Origin of the sequence: Nonomuraea angiospora (assembly GCF_014873145.1) — a bacterium.
GTDB classification, from domain to species: Bacteria; Actinomycetota; Actinomycetes; order Streptosporangiales; family Streptosporangiaceae; genus Nonomuraea; species Nonomuraea angiospora.
Map to the genome: position 1 here is coordinate 3,719,181 of NZ_JADBEK010000001.1, position 20,929 is coordinate 3,740,109.

15 protein-coding genes are annotated in these 20,929 nt (G+C 74.0%); 7 read left to right on the forward strand and 8 right to left on the reverse strand.

Annotation, left to right across the window (positions count from 1 at the left end):
* Positions 1 to 93 precede the first annotated feature (93 nt).
* Together H4W80_RS16940 and H4W80_RS16945 are read left to right on the forward strand one after the other, a co-directional pair.
* Positions 94 to 861 (forward strand): VOC family protein, encoded by a 768-nt coding sequence (locus H4W80_RS16940; protein WP_192785976.1) that lies wholly within the window; start codon positions 94 to 96, stop codon positions 859 to 861.
* A 69-nt stretch (positions 862 to 930) separates the two neighbouring features.
* Positions 931 to 2,217 carry an MFS transporter gene (locus tag H4W80_RS16945; RefSeq protein WP_192785977.1) on the forward strand — a complete coding sequence of 429 codons (1,287 nt, stop codon included), beginning with the start codon at positions 931 to 933 and terminating at the stop codon, positions 2,215 to 2,217.
* Between the two features lie 23 nt (positions 2,218 to 2,240).
* Here H4W80_RS16945 and H4W80_RS16950 read toward each other — a convergent pair whose 3' ends face one another.
* The 5 genes from H4W80_RS16950 to H4W80_RS16970 all read right to left on the reverse strand — a co-directional run bounded on the left by H4W80_RS16950 (position 2,241) and on the right by H4W80_RS16970 (position 5,971).
* On the reverse strand, positions 2,241 to 2,786 hold the full coding sequence (locus tag H4W80_RS16950) for a CGNR zinc finger domain-containing protein (RefSeq protein ID WP_318786906.1): 546 nt from the start codon (positions 2,784 to 2,786) through the stop codon (positions 2,241 to 2,243).
* Positions 2,787 to 2,851: 65 nt separating this feature from the next.
* A complete protein-coding gene (locus tag H4W80_RS16955) occupies positions 2,852 to 3,835 on the reverse strand; it encodes a WD40 repeat domain-containing protein (RefSeq protein WP_192785978.1) in 984 nt (327 codons plus the stop codon).
* 5 nt (positions 3,836 to 3,840) lie between these two features.
* The gene (locus H4W80_RS16960; RefSeq protein ID WP_192785979.1) at positions 3,841 to 4,842 is read right to left on the reverse strand and encodes a WD40 repeat domain-containing protein; all 1,002 of its coding nucleotides are present in this window, start codon (positions 4,840 to 4,842) and stop codon (positions 3,841 to 3,843) included.
* Between the two features lie 78 nt (positions 4,843 to 4,920).
* Positions 4,921 to 5,295 carry a DUF2203 domain-containing protein gene (locus tag H4W80_RS16965; protein WP_192785980.1) on the reverse strand — a complete coding sequence of 125 codons (375 nt, stop codon included), beginning with the start codon at positions 5,293 to 5,295 and terminating at the stop codon, positions 4,921 to 4,923.
* Positions 5,296 to 5,305: 10 nt separating this feature from the next.
* Positions 5,306 to 5,971 carry a GntR family transcriptional regulator gene (locus H4W80_RS16970; RefSeq protein ID WP_318786907.1) on the reverse strand — a complete coding sequence of 222 codons (666 nt, stop codon included), beginning with the start codon at positions 5,969 to 5,971 and terminating at the stop codon, positions 5,306 to 5,308.
* 102 nt (positions 5,972 to 6,073) lie between these two features.
* Between H4W80_RS16970 and H4W80_RS16975 the strand changes: the two genes are divergently transcribed.
* From H4W80_RS16975 to H4W80_RS16995, 5 genes are all read left to right on the forward strand, one after another.
* The gene (locus tag H4W80_RS16975; protein ID WP_192785981.1) at positions 6,074 to 7,408 is read left to right on the forward strand and encodes an MFS transporter; all 1,335 of its coding nucleotides are present in this window, start codon (positions 6,074 to 6,076) and stop codon (positions 7,406 to 7,408) included.
* A 70-nt stretch (positions 7,409 to 7,478) separates the two neighbouring features.
* Positions 7,479 to 8,411 (forward strand): SPFH domain-containing protein, encoded by a 933-nt coding sequence (locus H4W80_RS16980; protein ID WP_192785982.1) that lies wholly within the window; start codon positions 7,479 to 7,481, stop codon positions 8,409 to 8,411.
* A 163-nt stretch (positions 8,412 to 8,574) separates the two neighbouring features.
* Positions 8,575 to 9,282, forward strand: a complete 708-nt coding sequence (locus H4W80_RS16985; protein WP_318786908.1) for a sirohydrochlorin chelatase — start codon at positions 8,575 to 8,577, stop codon at positions 9,280 to 9,282.
* A 43-nt stretch (positions 9,283 to 9,325) separates the two neighbouring features.
* Positions 9,326 to 9,874 carry a GNAT family N-acetyltransferase gene (locus H4W80_RS16990; protein WP_192785983.1) on the forward strand — a complete coding sequence of 183 codons (549 nt, stop codon included), beginning with the start codon at positions 9,326 to 9,328 and terminating at the stop codon, positions 9,872 to 9,874.
* Between the two features lie 76 nt (positions 9,875 to 9,950).
* The gene (locus H4W80_RS16995; RefSeq protein WP_192785984.1) at positions 9,951 to 10,406 is read left to right on the forward strand and encodes a hypothetical protein; all 456 of its coding nucleotides are present in this window, start codon (positions 9,951 to 9,953) and stop codon (positions 10,404 to 10,406) included.
* 177 nt (positions 10,407 to 10,583) lie between these two features.
* Here H4W80_RS16995 and H4W80_RS17000 read toward each other — a convergent pair whose 3' ends face one another.
* From H4W80_RS17000 to H4W80_RS17010, 3 genes are all read right to left on the reverse strand, one after another.
* Complete coding sequence (locus H4W80_RS17000; protein ID WP_192785985.1) at positions 10,584 to 17,552, reverse strand: CHAT domain-containing protein; 6,969 nt, start codon at positions 17,550 to 17,552, stop codon at positions 10,584 to 10,586.
* Between the two features lie 80 nt (positions 17,553 to 17,632).
* Positions 17,633 to 19,417, reverse strand: a complete 1,785-nt coding sequence (locus H4W80_RS17005; RefSeq protein WP_225963489.1) for a GH39 family glycosyl hydrolase — start codon at positions 19,415 to 19,417, stop codon at positions 17,633 to 17,635.
* Positions 19,414 to 20,919, reverse strand: coding sequence for a glucoamylase family protein (locus H4W80_RS17010; RefSeq protein ID WP_192785987.1), 1,506 nt, complete (start codon positions 20,917 to 20,919; stop codon positions 19,414 to 19,416). Before H4W80_RS17010 ends, H4W80_RS17005 begins: the two co-directional genes overlap by 4 nt.
* Positions 20,920 to 20,929: the final 10 nt, after the last annotated feature.

The following is a 20,929-nucleotide window of genomic DNA, read 5'->3' on the forward strand; positions in this document are numbered from 1 at the left end:
CCCTCAGCCCGCACCGTGAGGTGAAGAGGCCACCCATCGCTTCGTCACACGAAGCAACCCGAAGTCACGCGAAGTCACGCGAAGGAGCAGGCCATGCTCACCACCGACTACCTACCGGGCGCCCCCTGCTGGATCGAGGTCATCACTCCCGACGCGGAGGCGGCGAACGCCTTCTACACGGGGCTGTTCGGCTGGGAGTCCGTCACGCTGGGCCCCGAGTACATGCAGTATCGCTTCTGCCAGGTCGACGGCAAGGCGGTCGCCGGGATCAGCGAGGTGACGAAGGACGGCTGGACCCCGGCGTGGCTGACGTACTTCCAGGCGCCCGACGTCGACGTGATCGCCAAGACGATCGAGCAGGCGGGCGGCACGGTGCTCTTCCCGCCGAGCGACGTCGAGGGCCAGGGCCGCATGGCGGTCTTCGCCGACCCCACGGGGGCCGCGTTCGCGGTGTGGCAGCCGGGCAGGACGAAGGGGCTCGGCATGGTCACCGCACCCGGCTCGCTCGGCTGGATCGAGCTCTACACCCCCGACCCCGCCGCCATCCGGGCCTTCTACCAGTCGGTCTTCGGCTGGCGCGTCGAGGACCTGCCGATGGGCGACCTGTCCTACCCCGTCATCTCGCCCGCCGACGGCGGCGAGGAGTCGGCGATGGCCGGGATCGTCCAGCTCCAGCCCGGTGACAGCCCGCACTGGCTGCCGTACTTCGAGGTGGCCGACTGCGACGCCACGGCGGCCATGGCGCAGCAGCTCGGCGGCACGATGCGGGGTCCCGCGACGGACGTGGCGGGAATCGGCCGCATGGCCTTCCTCGCCGACCCGTACGGCGCCCGCTTCGCGGTCATCACCAGCTCGGCCTGACCCCTTACGAGCGACGCCACTCGATCGCCCTTGCCGTCCTGTAACGTCTTCACTGTGTTATGCCGTTACATGACCGGTGCGGTGGCCGCGCGCACCGGGGACGAGATGTCCGGGCCCGCGCTCCTGGTCGCCGGGCTGGCCGTCACCGGGTCTCCTCTGACGGCGTCCTGGCTGCTGGCCGGGCTGACCGTCTCAGCCGCGGCCGGAGGACCGCTGCTCGGGGTGCTGCTCGACCGGGCGCGGCGGCCGGGGCGGCTGCTCGCGTGCTGCCTCCTCGGGTACGCCGGCGGGCTCCTGCTGGTCCTGTACGGGCTGGGCCGGGTGCCGGACGCGGCCCTGATCGGCGTGGCGGTCGTGGCCGGGCTGCTGGGGCCCGCGCTGACCGGCGGCTGGACGGCGCAGCTGCCCCGGGTGGCCGGTCCCGAACGCCTGAGCAGGGCCACCGCGCTCGACTCCATGAGCTACAACGTGGCCGGGCTGGCCGGGCCCGCCGTGGTGGGGCTGGTGGCGAGCGCGGGCGGAGGCGGCGCGACGGTGCTGGTGTGCGCCGGGCTGCTCGTCGCCGCGCTGCCGGCCGCCTGGAGCCTGCCTCCCGTACGGTCCCGCCCGGCCGCACCCGCCGCCGTACCCGCTGATCCCGGCTCGCCCGCCGCCGCAGACGCTCACCCCGCCGCGCACGGCTCGCCCGCCGAGGGCGGCGCGGCCGGTCGAGGGCGGGCGGTTCGGGCGGAGCTGGTCGAGGGGTTCGCCGTCATCTGGCGGAACGCGCCGTTGCGTCGGGCGACAGCGGGGTCCGCGATCTCGTGTTGCGGCCTGGCCATGCTGGTCGTCTCCGCCCCCGTCCTCGGCGCCGAGCTCACCGGCGAGAGCGGCCACGGCGCGCTGCTGCTGGCCGTCACCGCCGCGTCCGGGCTGGCCGCGAACGCGGCGATCGCCGCGTGGGGCCGGGTGCGGCGGTGGGACCGCGTCCTGGCCTGGGGGACGGCGGTGCTCGGCGCGGGGATGGCGCTGGCGGCCGGGGCCGGGGCGTTCGGGGCCGGGGCGTTCGGGGCCGGGGCGTTCTGGGCCGCGGTGGTCGCCGCGGCGGTGGCGGGAGCGGGCGAGGGGCCGCAGCTCACCGCGTTGTTCTCGGTACGGCATCGCGAGGCGCCGGCCCGCCTGCGCAGCCAGGTGTTCACCACGGGGGCCAGCTTGAAGATCACCTCGTTCGCGATCGGGTCCGCGCTGGCCGGACCGCTGGCGGCGTACTCGGCGAGCTCAGCCCTGGTGGCGGGCGCGGCGCTGCAGGCCGCTGCCGTGGTCGTGCTCATGGCCGGGCGCCGCGAGAAGGGCTCCCCGACGGAAGCGCCGCGATAGCGGGACCGGCGCAAGCGCCGCGCTCAGCCCGGGGTGGGCGGTGAGGTGCGGGAGCGGTGGGCGGCGACGCGTTCGCGGGTGGCGCAGCGGGCGCTGCAGTAGCGTCGCGGGCTGCCGCCCCCGAGGTCCAGGTACGGCCGCCCGCACCCCCGCGAGGCACACAGCCCGCCGGGAACGCGCTGATGGTCGGCCAGCAGCACCGCCAGCGCCATCGCCGACGACGCCAGGAACCACTCCGCCCACGGCGCGTCGTCCCCGCTGTCGACGTGGACGTGCCAGCTCGTCGCGTCCCCGTGGCTGGTGAGTCTGGGCGCTCGGGCCGATGCGGCGAGCAGCCGGTTGAGCAGGCCGGCCGCCTCGCCGACGGTGGCCGCGCCCAGGACCTCGCGCAGCCGCGCCGCCGCCGCCCGCATCGCGGTCACGTCGGCCTCGCCGAGGTCGAGGTCCCCGGTCTCCCCGTGGTCGCGCAGCACCCGCGACACCGACGCGACGGACGGCCGTTCGTGCAGCAGTGCCACGCACAGGTCGACGGCCCGGGCGGCCATCGCCTTGGTCGAGTGAACCTCCACCTCGAGAAGGTTATGCCAGTGCGGGCCCGGGGAGTCCCCGCCGCCTCCCCGGGCCCCGCGCCGCCTCAGCCGCCGCACGCCGCGAAGACGAACATGCCCTTCAGCATCCGGTACCGGTCCCGGACCTTGACCGCGCCCGTCTCGGTGTCGATCTGGACGATGGTCATCTTGTTGCCGCTCTCCAGGTACTGGACCAGGTGGACGGTGACCTGGGTGTCCCCGGTCCAGTCGACCATGTCGATGTCCCCGGCCGGCAGCGTGAGCTTCTTGCGGTCGACGACCTGGTCGCTCTGCATGTCGTACAGGACGAGCTGCGGCTTGCTCCCCGCCACGACGGCCGCGACCGTGCGGCCGTCGGCGGACAGCGCCTGCGGCGAGTTGGACGACACGACCTGCGGCGGCGTGCCGCGCACGAGCTGCTCGCCCGTGTCGCTGTAGACGGCCAGGTCGGTGACGCCCTCGTCGGCGTCGGCGCTGGTGAGCACCTCGCCCCCGTCGCCGCTGAAGCCCAGCATGATCAGGTTGCCGGGCACGGAGCCGAGCCGGGCGCCGGTGGCGGTGTCGAACACGCGCGTGCTCTGCACCTTCTCGCCTGAGATGACCGCGGCCAGCCGGGCGCCGTCGTCGGACAGGCGCAGGGTGATGGTGCTCTGGTCCACGCGGGGCAGCGCGTCCTTGGCGAACAGCTTGACGCCGCCCCCGAGCGTGCGCACGGCCAGTTTGCCGGTCTTGGTGAGGTACGCGATCCGCTGCCCGTTGCCGCTGACCGCGATGGGCGCCGAGGCGTAGCTGAGCTTCTTGCCCTTCGCGTCGAGCGCGACCGTCTGGGCGTCGTGCACCGTGCTCTGGCTGCCGTCGTGCATGACCAGCCGCCAGTCGCCGCACGGCTTGGCGTCCCCGTCCTTGCCGCAGCTCTTGATGGCGGCGTACCGGACGCTGTCGTGCCCGTGGTGGGCGTGGTCCGCCTGCGCGTGCGGCTCCGCGTACGCGACGCCCCCCGGCACCGCGACCACGGCGGCCGCGAGGACCGCGAAGATCTTGGCTTTCATGTCGTTCACTCCCCCGCCTTCACATAGAGGAACCTGGTCTTGCTGATCGTGTAGCGGCCGGTCTGCTTGACCGCCCCGGAGCCGGGATCGACGGTGAGCTCCCGTATCACCGCCGGCTCCCCGACGTCATCGCTCCCCAGCGTGGCGTGGAGCACGCCGTCCGCGCCCCACCAGGCGAGGTCCGGCGGCACGCCGGGCGCGAGCGGCAGGTCCGCGCCGCCGGTCAGTTGCCCGGTCTGCAGGTCGTAGGTGCGCACCCTGGGCCGCTTCTTCCTGTCGGCGTTGCCCGCGGTGAACACCGCCACCGTCCGGCCGTCGGGGGCCAGGGCGAGCGTGGGGGCGTTCGCGACGAGCTGGGGCGGCGTCGCCTTGATCGAGCCGCCGCCGAGCCGGTGCGCGCTCAGGCGGAGCGTGTTGTCGCTCAGGTAGCGCCTGGTCAGCACCTCGTCGCCGTCGCCGCTGAACCCGGCCATGCCCTCCCCGCGGGGCAGCGTCGCGATCTTGCCGGTCGCGACCGTGATCACCTTGGCGGGCAGCCGGACGGGCTCGTCGCCGTAGTCGATCACGACCGTGTCGCCCTTGGGGGACAGGTAGACGCCGATGTCGGCGGTGCCGAAGCCCTTCGGCACCGCCGCCTTGGGCAGCGTCCTGGCCGGGCCGCCCGCGACCGGCTGGACGACCAGGCGGTGGTCGCTCTTGCGCTCGTAGGCCATCACGCGGCCGTCGGCGCTGATGGCGAACGTGTTGGTGTCGTGGACCTCGTTGCCCTTGGCATCGATCTGGGAGGTGGCCGCGCCGGGCACGGCGACCTTCCGGCCGTCCCGCATGATCAGCTGCCAGTGGCCGCAGGGATGGTCGAGGTCGTCCTTCTTGTGGGTGCAGGTCTTGACCCAGGCGGCGCGGGCCTCCGGGGACGTCGACTGGGCGTGGGCCGCGCCGGGCGCGAGCCCCAGTCCGCCGATGACCGCGGACGCCAGCAGGGCCGCGGTCGCTGAGGGGTGCCTCATCGGTGTGATCCTTTCGTTCACTCCGTTAGACACCCACTTGCCGTACCCGGTTGGTCACGGATCGGCCACGGCTGCGGCTCACGCCCTCCCGGGGTCCAGGGGGCGGCGGCCCGCGAAGCCGAGCTCCGTACGGTGGTACCAGGCGAGCTCCCGCTCGCCCTCGATCCAGCACAGCCGCACCGACACCCCGTCGATCACGGCGGGAAAGTCGACCAGCACCGGCGCGATGCCCTTGACCTCGATCCCCTGCTCGTTCCACCCGCTGAGGATCTCCTCGACGCGGGCCTGCAGCCCCTTGATCTCGGGCAGGCCGCCGAGCGGGGAGCCGCCCGTGGTCCGCCGGTCGAAGTCGATCTCGGCCAGGTCTGCGCGGGCGGCGATCACCTCGCGGGCGTCACGCATGACGCCGGGAAGCAGCTCGCGGGCCTCGTCAAGGGTGAAGATCCGGTCCATGCCACAGACGTTACGGCGTGTACGCCTCGATGAGCAGCCGTTCGGCGTGGTCGAGATAGTCGTCGAGGTACGCGGCGGCCTTCTCGGCCCGCCCCGACTCCAGGAGCCCGAGCAGGGTCCGGTTGCGGTCGACGAACGGCTCGTGGAAGGCCCGCGGGTTCTCCATCACGTGGAAGACCAGCCGCAGCTCGGCCAGGAGCTGGCGCATGGCCTCGTCGATCCTGGGGCTCTCGTTCAGCGAGACGAGCGCCTGGTGGAAGCGGATGTTGGCGGTGCCGACGCCCTGCCAGTCGTCCTGCTCGGCGGCGCGCTCGGCGTCGAGCACGGCCTCCTTGATCACGGCCAGCGCCTCGGGACCCGGGCCGCGCCGCACGGCCGCCCCTTCGAGCACGCGGCGCACGCGGTAGAGGTCGGCGACGTCCTCGGCGGACGGGAGCCGGACGAACACGCCCCTGTTGAGCCGGTGGTCGAGGAGCCGCTCGTGGCCGAGGAGCCGGAACGCCTCGCGCAGCGTGTTGCGCGACACGCCGAGCCCCTCCGAGATCGACTCCTCCGACAGCCGCTGCCCCGGGCGGAAGAAGCCCTCGCTGATGCGGTCGCGCAGGATGTCGGCCACCCGCTCCGCGGTGCTGCTGCGGCCCAGCCGGGGGCGGTCCTGAGAGAGATCGGCAACCACGTTATCCACAATTAACAGCGAATCATGGAGCAAACCTCTTGTCGAATTGTTCAACGATTCTTATGTTGAAGAGGACCCCCTAGACGAACAAGGAGCGATCGAATGGCAGGCTCCGCGCAACAGACCCGGCGGGTGATCCTCGCCAGCCTGATCGGAACGTCGCTGGAGTGGTACGACTTCTTCCTCTACACCACGGCGGCGACCCTGGTCTTCCCCAAGCTGTTCTTCCCCGCTCTCGACCCGTTCAACGCCACGCTGGCGTCGCTGACCACCAACGCCGTGGCGTTCGTCGCCCGGCCGCTCGGCGGCGTCGTGTTCGGCCACTTCGGCGACCGGGCGGGGCGCAAGACCGTGCTGGTGGTGACGCTCCTGGTGATGGGCGTCTCGACGTTCCTCATCGGCGTGCTGCCCGGCTACGCGAGCGCGGGCGTGCTGGCGCCGATCCTGCTGGCGGTGCTGCGGTTCGTGCAGGGCCTGGGGCTCGGCGGCGAATGGGGCGGCGCGGTGATCATGTCGCTGGAGCACGGCGACGGGCGGCGGCGCGGCTTCAACGCGAGCTGGCCGCAGGTCGGCGTGCCCGCCGGATACGTGCTGGCCACCGGGCTGCTCACGCTCCTGTCGTTCACGCTGTCCGACGCGGCGTTCCTGTCATGGGGCTGGCGGGTGCCGTTCCTGCTGTCGGGCGTGCTGGTGTTCGTGGGCCTGTGGGTGCGGCTGCGGGTGACCGAGTCGCCGCTGTTCGCCCAGGTCGAGAAGCAGGGCGCCAAGGCGGAGATGCCGCTGCTCGAAGTGCTGCGTACGCATCCGCGGGCCCTGCTGTCCGCCTTCACCGCGCGGATCGGGGTGGACGTGGCCTTCTACACGTTCACCGCGTACATCATCGTCTACCTCACCACGGTGCTGAAGCTGCCGCGTTCGTACGCGCTCAACGCGGTCCTGATCGGGTCGGCGCTGCAGCTCGTGCTGATCCCGCTGGCCGGCGCGCTGTCGGACCGGTTCGGGCGGCGGCCGGTCTACTTCGCGGGCGTGGTGGGCGCGGCGGTGTGGGTGTTCGCGTTCTTCCCGCTGCTCGACAGCAGGTCGTTCCCGCTGATCGCGCTGGCCGCCGTGGTCGCGCTCGTCACCCACGCCGCCATGTACGGGCCGCAGGCGGCCTTCATCGCCGAGCTGTTCAGCACGCGGCTGCGCTACAGCGGCGCCTCCATGGGCTACCAGGTGGCCGGCATCGTCGGCGGCGCCCTGGCCCCGATCATCGCCCTCAGCCTGTTCGACACGTACGGGACCACGGTCGCGGTGTCGATCTACGTGGTGGCCGCCCTGGCGGTCACGGCCCTCGGCCTGGCCATCGCCCCGGAGACCCGCGACCTCGACCTGGCCGAGGAGCCCGCTCCCAAGGCCAAGGCCTCCCTGCCCGGCCAGGTGGGACCGTTCGCCTGAGCTCAGCCGGGAAACGCCGCGAAAGCCGCGGGCGGCGGCTGCCAACGCCGCCCGCGCGGAAGGGGTACTGATGAGAATCGCGCTGATCCTCGTCGCCGCGCTCCTCGCCGTCCCCCTGCTCATCGGGGGCCTGGGGGGCCTGGAGAGCACGGGCGGCGGCGAGGTGGCCGTCGTCCGCGACGGCGGCCCGCTCGACGACAACCAGGTGCGCCAGGTGATCGACCCCGGCTCCGGCCTGACCTGGACCGGCCTGTGGTCGTCCACCCACCTCTACCCGGCGCAGCAGCGCTTCTACACGATCACCGCCGACCCCAAGCGGGCCACGACGCTCGGCGTGGACGTGGTGACGGTGCCCAGCAGCGACGGGGTGAGCCTCGGCATCGAAGGCACCCTCTACTTCACGCTCAACCTGGACCATCAGGCGCTGAAGAGGTTCGACGACAAATACGGCACCCGCACCTTCCGCGCCCAGGACGACCGCTCGCTCTACGCGTGGGAAGGCGACGAGGGCTGGTCGGCGTTCTTCGGCCAGGCGGTCCGCCCTGTGATCGACAACGCGCTGCGCGGCCAGATCGGCGCCATGCGCTGCGCCGAGCTCGTGCCGTCCTGCTCGCTGCTGGAGAGCTCCACGCTCAAGCCGCAGGACAGCAACGCCAACATCGTCAAGGTCCAGAACGCGGTCGACGCCTCGCTGGCCCGCGACCTGCCGGCCACGCTCGGCGGCGACTTCCTCACCGGGCTGCGCTTCACGCTGGCCAAGGTGACGCTGCCGGGCGAGGTGCAGCAGGCCGTGGACCGCTCACTGGCCGCCTCGGCGGCCGTCTCCGAGGCGCAGGCGAAGGTCGCCCAGGCCAGGGCGGAGGCGGACGCGAACCGGGCAAGGCAGGACGGTTACGACAAGTGCCCGGCGTGCGCGGAGATCGAGAAGCTCAAGTCGCTGCCGCAGGGCATCACGGTGTACGCCCCCGGAAATCCCCAGTCGGTGGTGGTTCCGTCGCGGTAGTCAAGGTGTGGTTGACTCGTTTTGCGCGCAGCGTCTGGGTTGTGACGGAATCGCCACCTATTCACAGAACAACCTCCACCTAATACGCATAAACTGCGCGGCTGTGAGCCTGCCTGTACGTGAACGTTCCCCCCGGCCGGGCGGCGGTCGCCACCGCCGTCCCGTGCCCACGTCCCTGCCGCCGGACGCCCCCATGCTCGTGCTCGCCACCCCCGGCGCCACGGCCGGCGTGGCAGAAGAGATCGCGGCCGTGGTACGCGTCGACCACCCCCAGATCGAGGTGCGGCTGACGAGCGTGACCGACCTGGCGGACTCCCTGCCCTCCGGCCGCGACGCCGTCATCGTGCCCCTGCTCACCTGGGACGATCCGGTCGTCCTGGCTGAGATCGGCAAGGCGGTCGCGGCCAGCGGCAGCGGCGCCGTCGTCACCGAGGCGCTCGGCCCGCACCCGCTGCTGGCCGAGGCCCTGCACATCAGGCTCGCCGAGCGCGGCCTGGCCAGGGCCGACCGCGTACGGCTGCTGAACGTCTCCAGCCCCGTGGACGCCGTCATCCTCACCACGGTGGGCGGGGAGCGCGCGGTGCACTCCGTGCAGGCCACGGCGGTGCTCCTGGCCTCCAGGCTCACGCTGCCGGTCGTCTCGGCCTCGCTCGACAGCGAGCCGGGCGTCGCGATGGCGGCCCAGCGGCTGCGCGCGGCGGGCGCCGAGCGCCTGGCCATCGCACCCTGCCTGATCGGCCACGAGGCCCCCGCCGGGATCGTCGAGCAGGCCGCCGCCTCGATCAACGCCGGGCACGCGGAGCCGCTCGGCGCGCACAGCGCCGTCGCCGAGCTTGTCGCCCGCGCTTACGGGAGTCAACTCGCCACTTGACAAGGGCTTGTAGAGATCACGGGACTCGCGTTACCGTCGGCGAATGCGGCGGGTGGTCTACAACGGCGAACGGCTCGGCCTCCGTGACGTCACGGAGGCCGACGCGAGCGCGCTGCACGCCGTCTACGGCGACGCCGCTGCCACGCAGCACATGCCGTTCGCGCCCCGCAGCCTGAGCGAGGTGGCGGGGCTGGTCGCCCAGGCCCTGGAGGCGGCCGCGGCCGAGCCACGCCGGCTCTACGTGCTGGCCGTGATCGACACGGCCCGCCGCGACGTGATCGGGGTGGCCCGCCTGCACATCGAGGCCGACCACCCGCACAGCGCCGAGATCGGCTTCGGCCTCCACCCCGACCAGTGGGGGCGCGGGGTCGGCACGGACCTCGTGCGCCTGTTGCTGTCGTTCGGCTTCAAGCAGCTCGGGCTGCACCGCGTCTGGGGCGCCCGTTCCCCGTCGAACTTACCCGCCCAGCTCGCGATGCTGACCGCCGGGATGGTCGAGGAAGGCCGCATCCGGCACCACGTGCACACGCCGAACGGGTGGCGCGACTCGATCGTGCACTCGGCGTTACAGGACGAGTGGACCGAACGCTAGAGCCACGGGGAGTGGCGTGAGCCGGGATTGTCGGTCGCGGGTCCTACGATGAGCCTCCTCACGGAGGGATTGTCCAATGCTCGACGCGCTGATCGTGCCCCTGTTCGTCACCACGGACCTGCCGCCCGAGTCGGAGCTGGCCGAGTTCGGGGAGTTGCTCGCCGAGACGGCGCGCGTGCTGCGCCACGAGGGCGACGACTACGAGGCGTTCCTCGCGGGCAAGGTGTTCTGGCTGGACCGTCCCGTGCTGCCCGAGCAGCGCCCGGCGGCCGAGGCGGAGCTGCGCTTCGCGGGCATGCTGGGCTATCTTGCCGCCTCCGGTCCCGGGCACACGTCGCGTGACGTGGTCGGCGACGTGCGCCGGGCGATCGGCGAGGCCGTCACCGGCCGCTACGGCGACGTGGGGGTCGCCCCGGCCGTGTTCGCGATCCGCGACCAGGACGTCCGCGAGCGCACCCCCGACTCCGCCCTCTCCTTCGACACCCGCGACGCCACCCCCGAGCTGGTGAGCGCGACCAGGACCTACCTCTAGCGGGGCGGGGCGCGCCCCGCCGGGCCGCCGTCGCGCGACACGGCCGCGAGCTGACGACGAGGAGGTCCTCGCATCGCCGCGATCTGCTTCAGGCCGGTGATCGGCCGGATCACGTACGGGGACGCCGGCTCCTCGCGTTCTGCTGCGTCCCACCGCACGGGCCGGCTCGCCCGCTCGTCAGGAGGGCAGGCCCACCAGGACGTACGGGGCCCACAGGTCGGGCTCGGCGGGGCCGTAGAGGTCGCGCAGCTCCAGTACGGCCTCCCGCAGCGCCCGCGCCGGAGCCAGGCCGGAACGCAGCCTGGTGTGGACGTCGCGCAGCAGGGCCCTGGTGACCTCGTCGGAGGCCGGCCAGAGCGGGAGGAGCACGGACCTCGCGCCCGCGTGGAGGAACGCGTGGGCCAGGGCGGCCACGTCCTCACCGCCGCCCGGCGCGGGGTCGCGTTCGTGGGAGCCGAGGACGACGAGCCGGGCGTTCACGGCCATGCTCATGAGCCGCCTGCCGGTCAGGAGGCCGTCGGCGAGCCCGACGCCTGAGCCGAACGGGTCGTCCGGGTCGAACACGCCCGGGCACGACAGCTGCACCACGTCCCAGGTGCCGGGGAGCCGGGTCGCGGTGGCGTCCGGGCCGGTGCGGGACGGGACACCCAGCAGAACGCCGGCGTCCCGCGCCGCCGCGCCGAGCGCGCCCCCGACCTCGGTCCCCGCCACGCCTTCGGGCACGACCTGCGCCTCCGGCTGGCCAGGTACAGCCCGCGCCTCCGGCCCGCTTCCGGGGACGGCCCGCACCTCCGGCCCGCCCTCAGACACCCCCCGCGCCTCCGGCCCGCCCCCGGGCATCGCCCGCGCTTCCGGCCCGCTTCTGGGGGCGGCCCGGGTCTCTGGCTGGCCTTCGGGCACGGTCGGGGCCCCCGGGGTGTACCCGAGCACCAGCGACCGGGTGCCCGTCGTGGGGCCCCGCGCGATGAGGCGGGTCAGGGCGGCGACGGAGGGGGCGTAGGTCACGAGGGCGCGTTCGAGGAGCGAGCGGCCGTTCGGGGCCAGCGCGTGGAGCGGGACCCGGTGCAGCTCGGCGTGCGGGACCAGGTAGAGGTGGTCCAGGTCGTCGCCGAGCGCGTCGAGGGCGTCCGACAGCAGGAGGTCGGCCAGGCGGCGCCAGACGGCCGCGCGGTGGCGGCGCGCCTCGATGTCCAGCAGCCCAGGACGGCGGCCGACCGTGGTGGCGGTGAATTCGGCCAGCAGGTCGTGGCCGACGGTGGTGGGGAAGGCGCGCGGCTCGGGCCAGCCGGTGCGGTGGGCGAACACCGTCACGCCCTCCTCACCGACGTGGAAGCCGACCACGGCGATCCCGCTGCCGGGCCGGCCTTCGGAGGTGACGAGGGCGTCGAGGTGGAGCTGGTCGAGCGGCGGGTCGCGGTGCAGGGCGACGTAGTCGGGGGCGAGCGGTTCCATCCGCCGCCACAGCGCCTCCACCTCGGCCTCGGCGGTACGGGCGCGTCCGAGCAGCGTCGCGGCTTCCGACGGGTCCCGGGTGTTCCGGGCGGCCGCCTGGAGCGTGCGCATGGTGTCGAGTCCTCGCCGCTCCGCCTCCACGAGCTCGGCGGGCACGCCGTCGGGCACCGGCCAGCGCCGATGGCTGAGGTCAGCGGCAGTGGGCCGGTCCTCGACCGTCCAGGGCCAGGACTCGTCACCCGGACGGGTTGGCTCGGACCAGGCCTCTCCACCACTTCCGGCCGCCCCGAACCAGTGGTCATCACCGTCCTCCACCGGCCCGGACCAGCGGCCGCCACCATCCTCCGGCATCCCGGACCAGCGGTCGGCACCACCCTCCACCGGCCCGGACCAGCGGCCGCCACCACCCCCCGGCATCCCGGACCAGCGGTCGGCACCACCCTCCACCGGCTCCGACCAGCGGCCGCCACCACCCCCCGGCACGGGCCAGCGGCCATCGCCACCTCCCGAGATGCCGGACCAGCGGCCGCCACCGCCCGCCTGCCCTGGGCCATCGCGGTGGCCGAGGTGGGTGGTCAGGGTGGTGGACTTGGCGTGCTCCAGGTGCCGCCAGGCGGTCAGGCCGCGGCCCAGGCGTACCGCGAGCCGGATCGCGCGGTCGCGGCCGGAGGTGTGGCCCAGTTCGCAGGCCCGTTCGGCGTCGGCGAGCGCGCTCGGCAGGTCGCCCAGCCGCTCGGCGGCGACGGAGCGGTTGTGCAGGGCGATCCCCAGCTCCAGCTCGTGTCCGAGCTCCTCCAGCAGCTCGATCGCCTCCGACAGGTGCCGATGGGCGCGGGCGTACGAGGAGGTGGTCACGTACAGCGCGCCGAGCCGGCCGCGGGCGAGCGCCTCCCCTGGGCGGTACCCGATCTCCTGGGCCAGGGCCGCGGCCTCCGCCAGGTCGACCTCGGCGCGGGAGGAGTCCTCGAGGCGGGCGAGCAGGATGAGCGCCAGGACCACGCCGCGGGTGCGGCCGCGGGCGTGTTCGATGTCAAGGGCCCTCTCGGCGAAGAGCCGGGCCTGGTCCGTCGAGCCCCGCAGCGCGCAGACCAGGCTCAGGTCGGCGTAGCTGTCGGCGAGGTCCGTCCGGGAGCCGGCTTCCTCCACGATCGCGATGGACTGCCGGTAGAGGGCCTCGGCCTCCGCCAGCTCGCCCAGCTTGAGGTGGAGCGCGCCCCGCCCGGCCAGCAACGGGGCCCGCAGCGGGCGCCAGACCGGCGAGGACAGCAGTTCGAGCCCCTCGTCGAAGGCCCGTGCGGCCTCCGCCCAGCGGGCCTGGTCGGCGCGTACGCGACCGAGCAGGTCGAGCGCCTGGACGAGGTCCGCGGGGAGCGCGGCGTCCGAGTCGCGGGCCAGCGCGACCGCCTCGCTGAGGCGATCGGCGGCCTCGTCCAGGCGGCCCAGGGCCCGGGACGCCGCGCCGAGGTTGCGCAGGTGGTCGATCACGAGGGCGTCGCGCAGCTCGTAACCTCGGGCGGCGTACGCGTGGGCGGCCTCCGGGTCCCCGAGCGCCCGGCAGAAGGAGGAGAGCTTGACCAGCAGGAACGAGTGGTAGTCGGAGGCGAGGGGACGGCCGCTCACGGGGTTCGCGGCGAGCGTCTGCTCGGCGAGGGCGCGGGCGGTCTCCAGGTCGCCGGCGGCCTCCGCCTCCTCGATGCGGAGCCAGGTCTCCAGCCGCTCGGCCCGGTCGCCGTCCGCCGCCCTGATCGCCTGGTTCAGGGTCGCGTGGCCGCGGGTCGCCTCGCCGAGCGTGAGCTGGATGCGGGCCAGCCGCGACAGCAGCTCCGCGTCCAGGCCCCCGCCCATGACCGCGATGAGCTCGAACGCTCCGCTGAACTGCGCGGAGTCGCCCCGCTCCCCCGAACTGCTGCCCTGCTCCCCGGCGCCGCCGCGCTTCCCCGAGCCGCCGGACGACGCCGGGGCCAAAGGCGCGGGCGGGTCGAGGGGTGTCGGCGGATCGAGGGATGCCGGCGGGTCGAGGGGCGCCGCCCGGTCGAAGGGCGCCGCCCGGTCAAAAGGTGCCGCCCGGTCAAAAGGTGCCGGCGCATCAAGGGGTGCTGGCCGGTCGAAGGGCGCGGGTCGGTCAAAAGGTGCCGGCGCGTCAAGAGGTGCGGGCCGGTTGAAGAGGGCGGGCCGATCGAGGGGTGGGTCGAGGGGGGTGGGCGGGTCGAGGGGTGCCCGGTCGAAGGGCGCGGATCGGCCAAAAGGTGCCGGCGCGTCAAGGGGGGCGAGCCGGTCGAAGGGTGCCGGCCGGTCGAAGGGTGCCGGCCGGTCGAAGGGTGCCGGCCGGTCGAAGGGTGCCGGCCGGTCGAAGGGTGCCGGCCGGTCGAGGGGTGTGGGGCGGTCGAAGGGTGTGGGGCGGTTGGCGAGCGTGGGTGGTGGTGGGGTGAGGGTGGAGAGGCCGGCTTCGAGGGCGGCTCGGGCGCGGCGGAACTCGCCGCGTTCCTCCAGCGCGAAGCCGAGCTTGATCGAGGTGAGTGCCGCCAGCCGGGGCTGCTCACCGGCGTGGAACCCGGCCACCGCCAGCTCCAGCGCCTCCACCTGCGCGTCCAGGTCCCCGGTACGGGCCGCCAGCGCGGCCAGCCGGTCGCGGACGACGGCCTCCTTGAGCGGGTCTCCGGCGGACAGCCCGAGGGCCGCGTTCAGCCGTTCCGCCGCCTCGTCCCACGAGCCGAGCCGCAGGTCCAGCGCCACCCGCCCCAGTAAGGCGACGAGGACGGCCCCCACGTCACCCTCCGTGGCGGCCAGCTCCAGCGCCCGCTCCAGGTCGGCCGGCGCCTCGTCGTAGCGGTCGAGGGCGGTCAGGCAGGAGGCGCGCATGGTCAGCGCGGACGCCTCCTTGACCGGGGCGCGCAACCTGGCGAACGCCTCCGCCGCCGCCCCGAACTCCTCCAGCGCCCGCCCGTGATCCCCCTCCGCGTACGAGAGCGCGCCCAGGTTGTAGCGCGCCGAGGCGGCCCCGTCGTAGTGGCCGAGCGACTCGTACTCGCGCTCGGCCAGCCCGAAGGCCGTCCGGGCGCCGTCGGCGTCGCCGCGGCCACGGCGGCGACCCGCGATGCGGTACCACTCGTCGGCGGGCTCGCGCCGCTCGCCCCTGCGCCGCACGATCTCCACCAGCCGGGTCTCACAGGCGGCGGCCTGCCCGGGGTGGCCGCGCTCCACCAGCAGGACGGCGTGCGCGTCGAGCGCCCGGCACGCCTCCTCCCACGCCCCGGCGGCCTCCAGCTCGATGGCGCAGGCGGCCATGCGTTCCGCGGCCGCGGTGAGGTCGTCCTGGTCGAGGGCCGCCCGGGCGGCGTAGACGAGCGCCATGGCGGCCGGCACGCTCTCGCCCAGCTCCCGATAGAGCTCACGGGCCTGGACCGCGCAGGCCACGGCGCCGTCCGGGTCGCCGGCGGCCAGGAACGCCTCGGCCGCGTGCCCCTGCTGGGCCGCCTCCTCCGCCGCCAGCCCGGCGCTCTCGCACAGGGCGATGGCGCGGTGGTGGTGTTCGAGGGCGCGGACGGGGTCGCCGGCTCGCAGCAGCACGACGCCCATGTTGCCGAGCTGGAGGGCCTCGGAGCGGACCTCGCCCAGCGAGCCGTAGACGGCCGCCGACCGCGCGAACGACTCCAGCGCCAGGCCCAGCTCGCCCAGCTCCTGGTACGCGCGCCCCTGCTCGGCCAGCGCGTACGCCATCCGAGCCCCCTCCTCGGAGCCGAAGCCGGAGCCGGAACCGGAACCGGAGCCGAGCCCGGAGCCCAAGCCTGAGCCTGAGCCGAGCCCAGAGCCGGAGCCGAACGTGTCCGCCGCGCGCCCCAGCACGGCGCCGGCCACCCGCAGCCGCCCGAGCGAGGCCAGCCGCAGCCCGCACTCCAGCAGGAACTCGCCGGGCGAGCCGGCCTGCCGCTCGGCGTAACGCAGCAGCTCGACCGTGACCTCGTCGTCCCGCGCGGCCAGCGCCAGCTCGGTCGCGGCCCCCGCGAGCCGCTCGTCCGGCGGCGGTGTCCCGTCGAGGGCCGCGCCGAGCTGCGACAGCAGCTCCGGGTCGCCTTCCCGGGCGAGTTCGAGCACCTCCCCCAGGTCCCCGGGGTCGCCCTGCGCCGAGAAGCGCGCCAGCAGCGCCCCGCACAGCACCCGCCGCGCGGGCGCCGGGTCCTGGCCGGACTTCACGGCCAGCTCCAGGCCCTGGCGCGCGGACGCCACCGCCTCCCGCAGGTCCTCCGCCCGTCCCGAGTGCGCGGCCCTCCAGCGCAGCACCTCCGAGACGAGCCCGTACGCCTCCGCCCGCGGCGGCAACAGCTCACCGGCCGCCAGCGCCTCCCGTAACGCGGCGATCGCCTCGTCGGCGTGCCCGGCGTCGAGGTCGAGCCTGAGCGCCTGGCCGAGCAGCATCAGGACCCTGGGCCTGGCCGGATCCCGCTCCCCGTGGGCCGCCAGCGCCGCCCGCGCGGCCGCGATCGGCTCCCCGGGGTCCCCGCCGGTCACCACGGCCCGCCTGAGCAGCGCGTTCGCCAGGTTGGCGAGCAGCCTGGCGCGGTCGGGGTGGCCACGCGGAGCCTGGCCGGCCGCCTCGCGCATGACCTCGATGGCGGTCTCCAGGTCGTCGGAGTCGCCGGTGACGCCGTACCGGTTCCAGCGGCGGTCTCCCAGCAGCCCGAGCCGCACGACGGGGTCGGTGCCGAGCCCGCGCGCCGTCTCGCCGGGCGTCAGGTGCAGGGCCTCCAGCATCTCCGTCCCGGCCTCGAGCGAGCGCTCGTCCCCCGTGACGACGAACCATTCGACCAGCCCGGCCGCGTACGGCGCCAGCACGCCGGGATGGGCCCACTTCTCGTGCCAGAAGTCCAGCGCGCACTGCCCGGCCCGGATGAACGCCAGCAGGTCGCGGTCGGCGTACGACCCGGCCGCGCGCGCCCAGGTGAGCTCGACCAGCGCCAGCAGCGCCCGCGACCGGTCCTGCCCGGTCGGCGGCGCCTGCGCGGCCGTCACGTAGGCCGTGGCCAGCTCCTCGTCGCCGAACGCCGCCAGCCCGAGCGCCGTGCCCAGCTCGTCCACGTGCGCCGGCTCGGCCAGCGCCGCCCTGAACAGCACGTGTACGGCGTCGTCGACGACCTCCAGCTCCCCCGTCGCCCCGAACAGCCGCACCAGCCCGTCGCCGAGCAGCGCCAGCGCGCCGGGCGCCCAGGCGGGGGCGGGAGAGCGCGCCGACTCCCGCAGCAGCAGCTCGCCGAGCCGGTCGGCCACCTCCGGCGTGGGCCGCGCCATCGCGCGCCGCACGAGGGCGTGGATCAGCAGTTCCACATGCGGGTACGCCGCCGGGTCCACGTGCTGGAACACCTCTTCGACGAGCCCCGCCCACGTGCCGGCCGAGTCGCCGGGGGGCACGTTCGAGCCGCGCAGCCGCTCCGGCAGCCGCGCCGGATCGACCACGGCCACGGCGGCGAAGTAGGTGCCCGCCACCGCCGCGTCCTGCGCGAAGCGCTGGTCCAGCCGGTAGCGGGCCAGGTGGAGCATGCCGATCAGGCGCCAGGTGACGGCGTCGGTCCGGTCGCCGGCGCACGCCCGCATCGCCTGCTCGGCCTCGACCAGCGCCGCGGGATCCCAGATCAGCTCGGGATCCGCGGTCTGCTCGAACCGCTCGATGCGGGCGGCCAGCGCCCGAGCCGGTTCGGTCATGGGCACAGGCTCTCACCGGCGTGCGCGCCCGTACAGAACCGTGCCGTTGACCTCCACATCGCCCCGTACGGTATCGCTCTTTACGGGGTCAGCTCGATGAAGGACACGCCCGGCATGGGCAGCTCGAACTCGAGGGTGACCGTGCTCCCGGCGGCCGTGGCCGGCGGGGCCAGCTCGTCCAGCGTGTTGGCGGCGCGCAGCTTGTCCCACTGCTCGTCCGCCGGCCAGTCGCCGCCGCCCATCGCCTGCCAGGCCGCCTGCACGTTGGAGTGGTCGCGGTCGATGCGGTGGTGGGTGATCGTGTGCTCCCCGTCGCCGAGCCCGTCGACGGTCAGGGACACCGTACGGGTGAGCTCGGGGGCGCCGTCGGCCTGGGCGTGGTTGAGGGTGCCGTTCCAGACCAGCACGCCGATCCTGCCGTCCGCGCGCCGGGCCGCCCACGCCTCGACGCCGGCCACGTCCCCGTCGAGGGTGGCGGCCAGCTCCTCGTCGCCCAGCCGGGAGGCCAGGGTGAGCGCGTGGAAGCGGGGCTTGCGCAGGTTGCCGACCGTCAGCAGGCCGAACCCGCCGTGGAACAGCCGCGGCGGCCGGCCCAGCTCCTCGAAGTGGTCGGAGGCCACCCAGTGCGACAGCGCGGCGATCCGGCCGGCGGCCGACTTCATGCCGTGCAGCAGGAACGCCGCCCCGAACGGCCCGTCGCCGATGCCGTGGAAGTGGGTGGGCGTGGGCCCCCATTCGGTCCACCAGATGGGCACGTCGACGCCGTACCTGTCCAGGACGGGACGCCAGTCGAGCGGCGCGTTGCCGTAGGTGTGGGTGGAGAGGAAGTCGAGCGCCGCGCCCGACTCCCCGACGTGGGCGAGCAGCTCCTCCACCCAGCCGTCGGCCGCCGAGGCGGGCCCGCCGACGCGCAGGTCCGGGTGGACGTTCTTCACGGCCGCGGCGCTGACGTCGTAGAGCAGGAAGTACTCCTCGGGCGTGCCGGTCCAGAAGACGGCCAGGTTCGGCTCGTTCCAGACCTCGAAGGCCCAGTGGTCGATCAGCTCGTGGATCCCGTACCGCTCGGCCAGGTGCTCGACGAGCGCCCTGACCAGGTCGCTCCACGCCTCGAAGTCCTTCGGCGGCGAGACGATGGCGTCGTAGCCGAAGACGGTCCTGGAGGGGTCGGAGGCCAGGTCGCGCGGCATGTAGCCGAGCTCCACGATCGGCCGCAGGCCCAGCGCCACGACCTTGTCGTAGACCTCGTCCACGCGGCTGAAGTCGTAGACCGCCTGGCCGTCGACCTCGCGGTAGACGCCCAGGTCGTCGCAGAGGATGGCGTGCGCCCTGACCGTCTGGACGCCGAGCTCGTCGCGCATGACGCGCAGCGCCTCGGCCAGCTCCTCACCGATGGGCCGGCCGCCGCTCTCGTCGGTGCTCAGCAGGTGCGACAGGTGCTCCGACCCCACCATGTACGTCCACGGGCGCGGCAGCTCGCGGGTCACCCGCCCCGCGTCCACGTGGACCGACATCCCGGCCGGCCCTTCGAGCGGGGCGGCCTGGACGGGCTCGGACAGCGGGCCGGCGTGGTCCGCGGCGGCGACGGCGGCCACCTGGTAGGACGCCGCTCCGTGGCCGGTGTCCACGTACCGGCAGGACGGGACGGCGGGCACGTCCACGTCCGGCGGCGTGGCCGGCGCCCCGTCCCGGTACACCGCGTAGCCGATGGCCCCGGGCACGGCGTCCCAGGTCAGCGTCACCTGGCCCGCTCCCGGGACCGCCGACAGGCCCGTGGGGGCCGGCAGCTCGGGCCGGTCGGCCGGGGTGATCGCACCGGACTCCTGGCCGATGCGCTCCTGCCAGTCGCGGTGGGCAGCCATGTTCATGAAGAGACGTTCCATTCCTCGATTTCCATTACCGGGCGCAGCTTGGCCTCCACGCCCGAGCCCGCGAAGTAGCGGTGCAGGCCGCCGCCGGTGAGCACGTTGCCCAGGGCGGCCATCACCATGCCCTGGTCGAGTGCCAGGTACCACTTGGACACGGCCCCCGAGCGAACGGCGACGGCGTCGTAGAAGCCGCCGGGGCCGTAGGCGTCGAAGTTCCGGCGGAGCTTGTCCAGGTTGTCGATGGCCGCGTCCTTCGCGTACGGCAGCGCCAGGAAGCTGGCGTGCGGTGTCACGACGCCGTCGCCGTAGGCCGTGGGCTCCGGCTTGGCCGGACGGCAGCCCTCGTAGCCGGGATCGGTGCTGGTGCGCTCGCGGTCGGTGGTGTAGCCGGGCTCGTCCATGCCGAGCGGGTCCACGCCGTACTCGCGGTAGCCGCCGTGCGGGTCGTTGGACGGCGAGAAGCCCCAGTAGCCGTACTTGGCCTCCTTCAGACCATGCTCGATCTGGGCGCGGACGAACACCGGGTGGTTGCGGCCCCAGCTCTTGGGCGCCCACTTCGCCTCGGGGACCACGAGGTCCGGCATGAGGGCCTCGAACATGGAGCCGCCCCAGTTGGGGACGTAGCGCATGCCGCGGTAGGCGTACGTGCCCTCCCAGACGTTCACGCCCAGGTACTTCTTCCACGAGCCGACCGGCTTCTGGTCCTGCCAGCCGAAGTCGCAGCCGTTGTCGGGGAAGGTGCGGTACGGGCCGAAGTAGCTCTCGCGCGGGAGCTGGCCGAGCGCGATGCCCACGTACTGGCCGATGCGGGTCTCGGCGGGCGCGCCGTAGTGGTGGCAGGTCGAGTAGACGGTCCTGCCGGTGCCGGCGTAGTCGCTCTCGACGTAGCAGCCGTCGGGCGGCTCGGGCCAGAAACCGCCTCGGATCAACCCGGTGCCCGCGTCGGGGCGGGCGGCGGGGTCGTAGTAGGAGGCGAAGTTCATGGAGGTCAGCAGACGGTTGGCGCGGGCGGCGTACTGCGGGGTTGCGTTGCGGACCATCATGAGGGCCGCGGCCAGCCAGCCGTTGTCCACGCTGGAGGCGAACAGGCGCACCGGATCGCCGGTCTCCGGCCAGGTGTGGATCAACTGGAGGGTGCCGGGATCGTACCAGTTGTAGAACTGGCCGGTGGGAGTGTTCCGCTCAAGTGCCTCCAGCGCCTTGATCACCCTGCCGATCCTGGCGGCGGCGTCCCCGCCGCCGATCAGGCGCAGGTCGCGGGCGGCGAGGGTGCTCCACAGGTACGTGCCGATGTTGGTGGGCGAGGTGACCTTCGCCCTGGTCGCGAGGTCGCCGGTCACCTTGTCGGCGGGCAGGCCGGTGGCCGGCTCCACCATGGCGGCCATGGAGCGCCAGGTGTCCTTGGCGTAGCGGAGCAGGGTGGCGTTCGCGGAGGCGTCGGCGGGGACGGCCGGCACGATCAGGGCCAGCGTCAGCACGCCGGACAGGACTGTCTTGCGCATGGGGGGCTCC

Bases quoted from the DNA above. Each gene is read 5' to 3' on its own strand.
- H4W80_RS16940 (WP_192785976.1), top strand. From the start codon at position 94: ATGCTCACCACCGACTACCTACCGGGCGCCCCCTGCTGGATCGAGGTC.
- H4W80_RS16945 (WP_192785977.1), top strand. From the start codon at position 931: ATGACCGGTGCGGTGGCCGCGCGCACCGGGGACGAGATGTCCGGGCCC.
- H4W80_RS16955 (WP_192785978.1), bottom strand. From the start codon at position 3,835: ATGAAAGCCAAGATCTTCGCGGTCCTCGCGGCCGCCGTGGTCGCGGTG.
- H4W80_RS16960 (WP_192785979.1), bottom strand. From the start codon at position 4,842: ATGAGGCACCCCTCAGCGACCGCGGCCCTGCTGGCGTCCGCGGTCATC.
- H4W80_RS16965 (WP_192785980.1), bottom strand. From the start codon at position 5,295: ATGGACCGGATCTTCACCCTTGACGAGGCCCGCGAGCTGCTTCCCGGC.
- H4W80_RS16975 (WP_192785981.1), top strand. From the start codon at position 6,074: ATGGCAGGCTCCGCGCAACAGACCCGGCGGGTGATCCTCGCCAGCCTG.
- H4W80_RS16980 (WP_192785982.1), top strand. From the start codon at position 7,479: ATGAGAATCGCGCTGATCCTCGTCGCCGCGCTCCTCGCCGTCCCCCTG.
- H4W80_RS16990 (WP_192785983.1), top strand. From the start codon at position 9,326: ATGCGGCGGGTGGTCTACAACGGCGAACGGCTCGGCCTCCGTGACGTC.
- H4W80_RS16995 (WP_192785984.1), top strand. From the start codon at position 9,951: ATGCTCGACGCGCTGATCGTGCCCCTGTTCGTCACCACGGACCTGCCG.
- H4W80_RS17000 (WP_192785985.1), bottom strand. From the start codon at position 17,552: ATGACCGAACCGGCTCGGGCGCTGGCCGCCCGCATCGAGCGGTTCGAG.
- H4W80_RS17005 (WP_225963489.1), bottom strand. From the start codon at position 19,417: ATGAACATGGCTGCCCACCGCGACTGGCAGGAGCGCATCGGCCAGGAG.
- H4W80_RS17010 (WP_192785987.1), bottom strand. From the start codon at position 20,919: ATGCGCAAGACAGTCCTGTCCGGCGTGCTGACGCTGGCCCTGATCGTG.